We start from the raw sequence: 416 nt of genomic DNA, 5'->3' as shown, positions 1-416 counted from the left end.
TTCGAAAGCAGCTTGAGCGCCTGCCGGATGCCGTCGGCCACGGAGAGGCCGGCGTCGAGCCGCCCCACGGCCCACTGAGCTTCGCGGTCATTATAGCCCAGGGCCAGGAGCGCATTGAGGATGTCGCCGCCCGGCGACACACCCGCTGGCGCGGCCGCCGTGCCTGCCTCGGCCTTGAGCCGTTCTCTTAGCTCCAGCAGCAGCCGCTCCGCGGTTTTCTTGCCGATGCCAGGGATCTTGGTGAGGCGTCCGGCGTCCTGGCTCGCCACCGCTTGGTTCAGCTCCTGCACCGAAAGACCGGAGAGAACCGCCAGGGCCGTGCGCGCGCCGATGCCGGCGATCTTCAGCAACTGCCGGAAGGTGCGGCGCTCCCCTTCGGTCCAGAAGCCGAAGAGCTGATGGGCGTCCTCCCGCAC

General features: G+C 69.0%; 1 protein-coding gene. It reads right to left on the bottom strand.

Annotation, left to right across the window (positions count from 1 at the left end; all coding sequences use genetic code 11):
* A partial coding sequence (ruvA, locus tag ACTFO6_RS17765) for a Holliday junction branch migration protein RuvA (RefSeq protein ID WP_439935747.1) occupies nt 1-416 on the bottom strand: 416 nt, incomplete at both ends.

Origin of the sequence: Pelomicrobium sp. G1 (assembly GCF_051905455.1) — a bacterium.
Taxonomy (GTDB): domain Bacteria; phylum Pseudomonadota; class Gammaproteobacteria; order Burkholderiales; family UBA6910; genus Pelomicrobium.
This window is presented reverse-complemented; position numbering and strand designations above follow the sequence as displayed.